The following is a 7,856-nucleotide window of genomic DNA, read 5'->3' on the forward strand; positions in this document are numbered from 1 at the left end:
ATCGGCTACTACGTCATCGGCAACGTGGCACACGCGCTGCACACGCCGCTGATGTCGGTGACGAACGCGATTTCCGGCGTCGTCGTCGTCGGTGCGCTGCTGCAGATCGCCGTCGGCGACGTGGAGCACGCGACGACGATTCGGGTGCTTTCGGCGATTGCGATTCTGGTCGCTTCCATCAACGTATTCGGTGGCTTCGCGGTGACCCGCCGCATGCTCGCCATGTTCAGCAAGGGGGCCTGAGGATGACGATCGGCATCATTCCCGCCATCACCACCGCGGCCTACATCGTCGCTGCGCTGATGTTCATCCTGTCGCTGGCCGGGTTGTCCAAGCATGAGACCTCCCGCAGCGGTCTGACCTACGGCATCGTCGGGATGGGGCTCGCCCTGGCCGCAACGATCGCACTGAGCCTTAACCACATGCAGGGGCTCGACGACAAGTGGCTGCCCATCGGGCTGCTGGCCGGCGCCATCGTCGTCGGTGCGCTGATCGGCTTGTGGCGCGCCAAGATTGTCGAGATGACCGGCATGCCCGAACTCATCGCGCTGCTGCACTCCTTCGTCGGTATTGCCGCGGTCCTGATCGGCTGGAACGGTGCACTCGGTGGCTTCCACGGGGAGGGCGTCAACCTGTCCGATGTGCGCACGCTGACCAACGTGCACGAGGCCGAGATCGCGATCGGAATCTTCATCGGTGCGGTGACCTTCACCGGATCGATCGTCGCCAACCTCAAGCTATCGGCGCGGATGAAGTCCTCGCCACTGATGCTGCCGGGCAAGAACTTCATCAACATCGGTGCGCTGCTGTTGTTCGCCGCGCTGACCGTGCTCTACGTCAGCACCGACGGGCACACCGGTGCGCGGCCATGGATCCTGCTGGCGGCGATCACGGTGCTGGCGCTGGCGCTGGGGTGGCACCTCGTCGCGTCGATCGGCGGTGGCGACATGCCCGTCGTGGTATCGATGCTGAACTCCTACTCCGGTTGGGCGGCGGCGGCGTCGGGCTTCCTGCTCGGCAACGATCTGCTGATCGTGACCGGTGCGCTCGTCGGTTCGTCGGGTGCGTATCTGAGTTACATCATGTGCAAGGCGATGAACCGCTCGTTCATCTCCGTCATTGCCGGCGGCTTCGGTATCGCGGCCCCCGCCTCCGATGACACCGATTACGGTGAGCATCGCGAGATTCAGGCCGACGGTGTGGCCGAGCTGCTGTCGAACGCCTCGTCGGTGATCATCACGCCGGGCTACGGGATGGCGGTCGCCCAGGCGCAGTACCCGGTCGCGGATCTGACGTCGAAGCTGCGGGCGAAGGGCGTCGACGTCCGATTCGGCATCCATCCCGTCGCGGGCCGGCTCCCCGGGCATATGAATGTGCTGCTCGCCGAAGCGAAGTTGCCGTATGACATCGTCGAGGAAATGGACGAGATCAACGAGGATTTCGCCGACACCGACGTTGTGCTGGTCATCGGCGCCAACGACACGGTCAATCCCGCTGCGGCGGAGGATCCGTCGTCGCCGATCGCGGGGATGCCCGTTCTCGAGGTGTGGAACGCCAAGAATGTCATCGTCTTCAAACGCTCGATGGCCGCAGGTTACGCGGGCGTACAGAACCCGCTGTTCTTCCGCGACAACACGCAAATGCTCTTCGGCGACGCCAAGGATCGCGTAGAGGACATCATCGCAGCGCTGTAGCCGACTCCCCCGCCGAGTGGGCACCTCAACCCCGCCGAGTGGGCACCTCAACCCCGCCGAGTGGGCAGTCGGCCAGCCAGGGTTGTTGCTGATCCGATATCGGACTGAACTTCAGCTGTGGCACATACCCCCTACTGTTACGCGTGTGACTCATGTGAATAGCGTGAAGAAGCGTGTCGCTGTCGGCTTGATGGCGCTCAGTGTCGCCGCAACCGGTGGCACCGTGCTCGGAAGCATGCCGAACGGTTCCCCCGGCATTGTGCGGACCGCCGACGCCGTCGACGCGCCCGGACTCTACAACAGTGCGCAGAAGAAGTTCGCCGCGCGTGACATCACCGGTGGACTTGCCGATATCAAGAGCATGCTCGCGCTCACGGCCAACGATCCGGACGCACTGGCGCTGCAGGCGATCTGGTCCGATCAGGAAGCCGATTCGGCCACCCGCGACGCGGCGCTGCAGAAACTCGGTATGGTCCGAGCGAGTGCTGCTACGCAGGCCCGCGGCCTCGTCGACGGTGTGACTAGTGCAGCGGCCATCGTGCCGTCGACCTCCCCGGTCAGCGCGCCAGCCGGATCCGCGATCGTCGTCCTCGGCTACGGACTTCGGCCGAACGGCACGATGGCGCCGGAACTCGTCAAACGCCTCGAAGCCGGCCTGAACGAGGCACAGATGTCGCCGCAGACTCCCATCTTCGTTACCGGCGGTGTGCCCAAGAAGGGAATCACCGAGGCTGCCGCGATGAAGAAGTGGCTTGTCTCAAAGGGGATCGAGGAGTCGCGCATCACCACCGAGGACAAGTCAACATCAACCGTCTCCAATGCGCAGAACACCACTGAACTCCTGCGGGCCCGGGGCATCTCGCAGATCGTTCTGATCACCTCGCCCAACCATATTCGTCGTGGTGCGGCGAACTTCGCCGGCGCGGGCACCAAGGTCGTCGGCACGGTCACCACGCCGACCGAGTTGAGCCAATACAGCAAACCGCTGACCGGCGCGAGTGTCGCCGGTATCCGGTACGAGGCCACCCGATCTGCAAGCATCCCGGTGTCCAAGGGTGCGGCCGATATGCTCCCCGATACCGGTCCGGGCATTATTGGTGACCTTGCCGACAAATTGGTCAAGGAACTGATGAAGAGCGGGTCGTCGGGTCAGAAGTAGGTCGACCTGGTTGGGAATGTCACCGTGGTGACAGACCGGGGGAGAAACTCCCTCTGGGATGAATCAGGGGAGCATGCTCAACAGCGCCGCCGGTCACGGTGCCGGTCGGCGCGGACAAACTCGGCAATGTCTGCCAGGGCGTCGTCCCAGTGGTGAATCACCATCGCATAGGTCAGGCGGAAGGTCGGCCTGCCGGCGAGTAGGGACTTACGGTCCTGCAGCCGGTCCTTCTCGTATTGCGCCTCGTCTAACAGGTGGTGCTGCCTGCTGTCGCATTCGATGATGAGTCTGCCGATGGCGAGATCGGAGTGTCCACCGCTCGGTCGCCTCGGCTGGACCTGAACCTTGTAGCCACGAGCACGGAGCCGCACCCGGGCCAGGGTCTCGGTGCCTGACTGGGCCCGCGGATCACATTTGTCCAGTAGCCGCATCGTCTTCGCATCGACGATCCCGGTCAGAGCCGATCGCAGGCCGGCGACCGTCAGGCCGCGTTTGTTCAGTACGGAGTCGGCAGCGACGATGAAGTCCTCGGCAGTCATGCACTTCGCGGCGCAGGCCAGGGAAAGGGCGATCGAATCCACCGGAGTCGGTACCGGGCGGGGACGTCCGTGGTGACGACAGAACCCGGGGCGGTGTTCGCGCGGGCCGCGGACGTGAACCTTCGCATAGCCGGGCGGCACCCAGAACCGGTAGAGCTTGAGCGCTGAGGCGCAGGTCAAGGCGCCACCCTGGCGTACCGCTATCACCACATGAGGCTCAGCGCCCGGTGTGGCGTACCAGCCGTCGCGCACCCGGGTCAGGAGCCCGAGGCGGACCTGCCGGCGGATTGACGAGTCGTCCTGGCCCAGGCGCAGCAGTTGCTGTCGGGTATAGACACCGCTCATACCTACTTAGACGCAGCGCGGGGCGCGTTCGGTTTCCTGCCTGTTGACGATGTGTCCGTGGTGCACGACCGAGGGAAATACTCCCTCGGTGAGTCGGGAGGGGAGCTTTCTCAGCCGGGAATTGACCGGAAGTGCGTGATCACGCGCCCGTCGTCGTCGATGAGATGGAAGGCGACTCCCGCGGGCTGTTCACGGTTGACCACCGAACTGCCCTCGAAGGGCAGGTTCAGTGTCGAGGAAACGCCGGGAGCCAAGACCAGTGGCCGTCCGTGGAAGGTCGTCGCCGCGGCGCTGTGTGCATGCCCGCAGACGAGCGCCACGATGTTTGGATTGGCGTCGACGACGGCACCGAGGCGTTCGGGGCTCGACATCATGATCGAATCCATCATCGGCATGCCCAGCGTGACCGGCGGATGATGGAATGCCACGACAACCGGCCCACTCGCGCGGGCCAATTCGGTGGAGAGCCAATCAATGGTCTCCTCGTCGAGGAACCCGCGACGCTCGCCTGGAAGGGAACTGTCGACAGACAGCAGTGTCACGTCGCCCACGGTGAGCGCCTCGTTGACCGGCGCAGTGGGATTGGTGCCGGGCCGGAACACGGCGTTGAATGATGGGCGAGCATCATGGTTGCCAACGGTGATCAGGGTGGGCAGGGGGCTGGTGATGAGCTTGCGGGCCTCAAGCATCTCGTCGGTGCTGGCGCGATCGGTGATGTCGCCGGTCACCAAGAGGGCGTCGATCCCGTCCGACCGCGTGTTGATGTAGTCGAAAGCGCTCTCGATGCGGCCCCGGGTGTGATGGTTGCCGTTGACATGCAGGTCCGACAGGTGGGCGATGACGAACATCGGACTGCCGCCTCCTAGAGATCCCCGGGCAGCTTGTCGCGTCGTATCCCCCGCCAGCTCGGATGGCGGAGATGCCCGGTCGAGGTCCAGTCTAGGAACTGCACCTCGCCGACAATTTTCGGCAGCACCCAGGTGGCGCTGGAGGCCACCGGAGCGTCCAGCACGTCGAGGAAGGGGCTGCGGCTGATCGTCAGCGGTTTCAGTTCGGCCGCAAGAGATTTCAGCGCCGCCTCAGTGAATCCGGTGCCGACGCGCCCCACGTAGCGCAGCCCGGTTTGTTCGGGCAGCCCGACGAGCAGCGACCCGATCGTGGCGGAGCGGGAGCCGCGGCCCGGTCGCCAGCCCCCGACCACGACCTCGATGTCGGACCAGTTCTTGTGCTTGAGCCACGTCTGTGCCCGCCGGCCCTGCTGGTAGGCCGAATTGCGTCGCTTCGCCACCACGCCCTCGTATCCCCGGTCCCGGCTGACCGCGACGGCGGCGGCACCGGGGCCGGGCAGCAGCGGCGGGATCTCGACATGGCGGGACTGCCGAAACAGCGGTGCAAGCTCGTCGAGCAACGCGCGGCGCGACTCCCAGGGGGTAGACAGCAAGGACCGGCCACCAAGGGCCAGGATATCGAAGAGAAACAGTTTGAGGCGGTAGGGCTCGGCGCTGTTCCGCCGTGACGACAGCAGGGTGAAGTTGGTGCGGCCCGTGGAGTCCAGCGCGACGACCTCACCGTCGAGGACGACGTCGAGCAGGCCGAGGTCGTCGGCGACGCCCGCGAGCTCGGGAAAGTCGGCGGTCATGTCGATGCCCGAGCGGGACGTGAGCCGCAACTGTCCGCCGGTGTAGCTGGTAATGAGCCGGTAGCCGTCCCACTTGCCTTCGAACGCCCACCTGTCGTCGAGCTTTTCGATGCTTTCGTCGGTGGCGAGCATGGGGCGCGGATCGCGCAGTGAGTCGGGCAGGAGCGGCCGTGGCTCGTCGGCCATCAGGTGCACGAGCCAGTTCTTGTCCCGGCCCGCTCGCGCCCCGCTCGTGCCGGTCTTGATGAGCGCGTATCGGCCCTGTACTTTCGTGCCCCGGAGGACGACGATAATCTCGTTGTCCCGCCACTTCTCGACGGTGAAGGTCCCGGTATCCCAGATCTCGACGTGTCCGCCGCCGTATTCGCCTTTGGGAATGTCGCCGGTGAACTGCGCGTACTCCATCGGGTGGTCCTCGGTCTGGATTGCCAGGCGATTTTGTGTGGGGTCGTCGGGGAGGTTCTTCGGGACCGCCCAGCTGACCAGCACACCGTTGTGCTCGAGCCGGAAGTCGTAGTGCAATCGGCGCGCGTGGTGCTCCTGGATCACGAAGATCGGCCCGTCCCGGGGGGCCGGCCGACCAGCGGCCGCGCCGGGCGGCGCGACAGCGGGCTCCGGCGTCTTGCCGGGAGTCCGCTTGCGCCGGTAGTCGCCTAGGTCGACGACGGGACTGGCTGGCAGGTGTGGCGCAGACCCGTCCAGGCCGATAAGGAGATCGCCGCCGGATGCGCTGCGGTCGAGCACCTCCTCGAAGCGCAGTTGTGCCAGCCGGGGTTCAGTGAGCTCATCCCAGGTGCGCGGCGCCGCGACCCATGGCTGTTCGCGTCCGCGAAGCGAGTAGGGCGCGAGCGTCGTCTTGGAGCCGCTGTTCTGGCTCCAGTCGACGAAGACGCGCGCCTCGCGGACTGTTTTCGTCATTCTCGCGGTTATCGAATCGGGCTGGGCGGCGGCGAGCCCGTCGGCGAGTTCCCGGGCGATGGATCGGGCCGTATCGGGGGCGACCGGCGGGTCGACGCGGGCGTAGACGTGGATTCCCTTGCCGCCGCTGGTCACCGGCCAGCTGGCGAGCCCGACGTCGGCGAGCACGTCGCGGATTAGGAGTGCAACCTGCGCGCACTGGGTCAGCGGGACTCGTGGGCCGGGGTCGAGGTCGAAGATGAGGCGATTGGCGAACGGGCCGGCCGCGGCTGAGGACACCTGCCACTGCGGCACATGCAACTCGAGGGCGGCCATCTGCCCCAGCCACACCAGGTCGGCCCGGTTGTTCACGACCGGGTAGACGATGGCGCGCTTGCTGTGGCCGACGGTGTGGCGATCCAACCAGTCGGGGCTGCCGGCGGGCAGGCTCTTCTCGAAGAAGGGGGCGGCCTCCACGCCCGATGGCCACCGTTTGCGGGTGACGATGCGGTCGCGCAGATGCGGCAGCATGACGTCGGCAATCCGCGTGTAATAGTCGATCACCTCGAATTTGCGCGTCCCGGTCGCCGGATAGAGCACCTTGTCGAGGTTGGTGACGCTGATCGAACGGCCGTCGACATCGATGACTCCGCCGCTGCTCATGGCTCCATTCTGGCAACTCCGTGTAATCGGGGCCGAGAATGGCACAATTGGACCATGCGCTCGATCTGGAACGGCGATCTGAGCTTTGGCCTGGTCAATGTGCCCGTCAAGGCGTACTCGGCGACGGAGAGCCATGATCGCAAGTCGCATCAGGTCGACGCCAAGGACGGTGTGCGGATCCGGTACAAGCGGGTGCGTGAGGGCACCGACACCGAGGTCGAGTATTCCGATATCGCCAATGCGTATGAGTCCGACGAGGGTGAGACGGTCGTCCTGACCAAGGAGGACCTCGCGACGCTGCCGGTGACCCGCAGCCCGGAGATCTCGATCTTAGAGTTCGTTCCCGCTGATCAGGTCGACCCGATCTGCTTCGACAAGCCCTACTACCTCGAACCGTCGTCGAAGTCTCCGAAGGCTTACGTGCTCCTGGCGAAGGCGCTGGAGACCACCGACCGCCTCGCCATCGCGAACTTCACCCTGCGCAATCGCACGCGGCTCGCGGCGCTCCGTGTCGTCGACGGGGTCATGACTTTGCAGACGCTGCTTTGGCCCGACGAGGTGCGCAAGCCCGACTTCGCCTTTCTCGAGGCTGACGTCGAGGTCCGCCCCCAAGAGTTGGAAATGGCCAAGTCGTTGATCGGGACGATGGCCAACGACTTCGATCCCGATGACTACTCCGACACCTATACCGAGGAGCTCGGCAAGCTCATCGAGTCGAAGGCCGGCGGCACGGCGGCGTTCACCGACGAGCAGCCCGCGGCCCCCGCCGAAGCTGATGGCGAGGTCGCCGACCTGCTCGCCGCATTGCGCGCATCGGTCAAGGACCGCGCGGCGGGTGCGACCCCGGCGACGAAGGACCCGGCGACGAAGGACCCGGCGACGAAGGACCCGGCAACGAAGACCCCGGCAAAGAAGACCCC

7 protein-coding genes are annotated in these 7,856 nt (G+C 65.5%); 4 read left to right on the forward strand and 3 right to left on the reverse strand.

All coding sequences use genetic code 11. The features are described from left to right. From B4M62_RS14350 to B4M62_RS14360, 3 genes are all read left to right on the forward strand, one after another. Positions 1-243, forward strand: a 243-nt coding sequence (locus B4M62_RS14350) for a proton-translocating transhydrogenase family protein (protein ID WP_290714235.1), incomplete at its 5' end; no start/stop codon positions are given. 2 nt (positions 244-245) lie between these two features. Next, positions 246-1,694, forward strand: coding sequence for a Re/Si-specific NAD(P)(+) transhydrogenase subunit beta (gene pntB / locus B4M62_RS14355; RefSeq protein ID WP_290714236.1), 1,449 nt, complete (start codon positions 246-248; stop codon positions 1,692-1,694). Between the two features lie 154 nt (positions 1,695-1,848). After that, on the forward strand, positions 1,849-2,853 hold the full coding sequence (locus tag B4M62_RS14360; protein WP_414651858.1) for a YdcF family protein: 1,005 nt from the start codon (positions 1,849-1,851) through the stop codon (positions 2,851-2,853). Positions 2,854-2,930: 77 nt separating this feature from the next. Here the strand turns inward: B4M62_RS14360 and B4M62_RS14365 are convergent, their stop codons facing one another. From B4M62_RS14365 to B4M62_RS14375, 3 genes are all read right to left on the reverse strand, one after another. Next, positions 2,931-3,737, reverse strand: a complete 807-nt coding sequence (locus B4M62_RS14365; RefSeq protein ID WP_290714237.1) for an endonuclease domain-containing protein — start codon at positions 3,735-3,737, stop codon at positions 2,931-2,933. A gap of 110 nt (positions 3,738-3,847) precedes the next feature. After that, positions 3,848-4,585, reverse strand: coding sequence for a metallophosphoesterase (locus B4M62_RS14370; RefSeq protein WP_290714238.1), 738 nt, complete (start codon positions 4,583-4,585; stop codon positions 3,848-3,850). Positions 4,586-4,599: 14 nt separating this feature from the next. Beyond that, positions 4,600-6,936: an ATP-dependent DNA ligase gene (locus B4M62_RS14375; RefSeq protein ID WP_290714239.1), complete on the reverse strand. Its 2,337-nt coding sequence runs from the start codon at positions 6,934-6,936 to the stop codon at positions 4,600-4,602. Positions 6,937-6,990: 54 nt separating this feature from the next. Between B4M62_RS14375 and B4M62_RS14380 the strand changes: the two genes are divergently transcribed. Next, a partial coding sequence (locus tag B4M62_RS14380; RefSeq protein WP_290714240.1) for a Ku protein occupies positions 6,991-7,856 on the forward strand: 866 nt, incomplete at its 3' end.

This window comes from Gordonia sp. UBA5067, assembly GCF_002414845.1.
Lineage (GTDB): Bacteria > Actinomycetota > Actinomycetes > Mycobacteriales > Mycobacteriaceae > Gordonia > Gordonia defluvii.

What these genes read in the sequence shown, in the direction of transcription:
- B4M62_RS14365 (WP_290714237.1), bottom strand. Translation starts at nt 3,737, where the DNA reads ATGAGCGGTGTCTATACCCGACAGCAACTGCTGCGCCTGGGCCAGGAC.
- B4M62_RS14370 (WP_290714238.1), bottom strand. Translation starts at nt 4,585, where the DNA reads ATGTTCGTCATCGCCCACCTGTCGGACCTGCATGTCAACGGCAACCAT.
- pntB (WP_290714236.1), top strand. Translation starts at nt 246, where the DNA reads ATGACGATCGGCATCATTCCCGCCATCACCACCGCGGCCTACATCGTC.
- B4M62_RS14375 (WP_290714239.1), bottom strand. Translation starts at nt 6,936, where the DNA reads ATGAGCAGCGGCGGAGTCATCGATGTCGACGGCCGTTCGATCAGCGTC.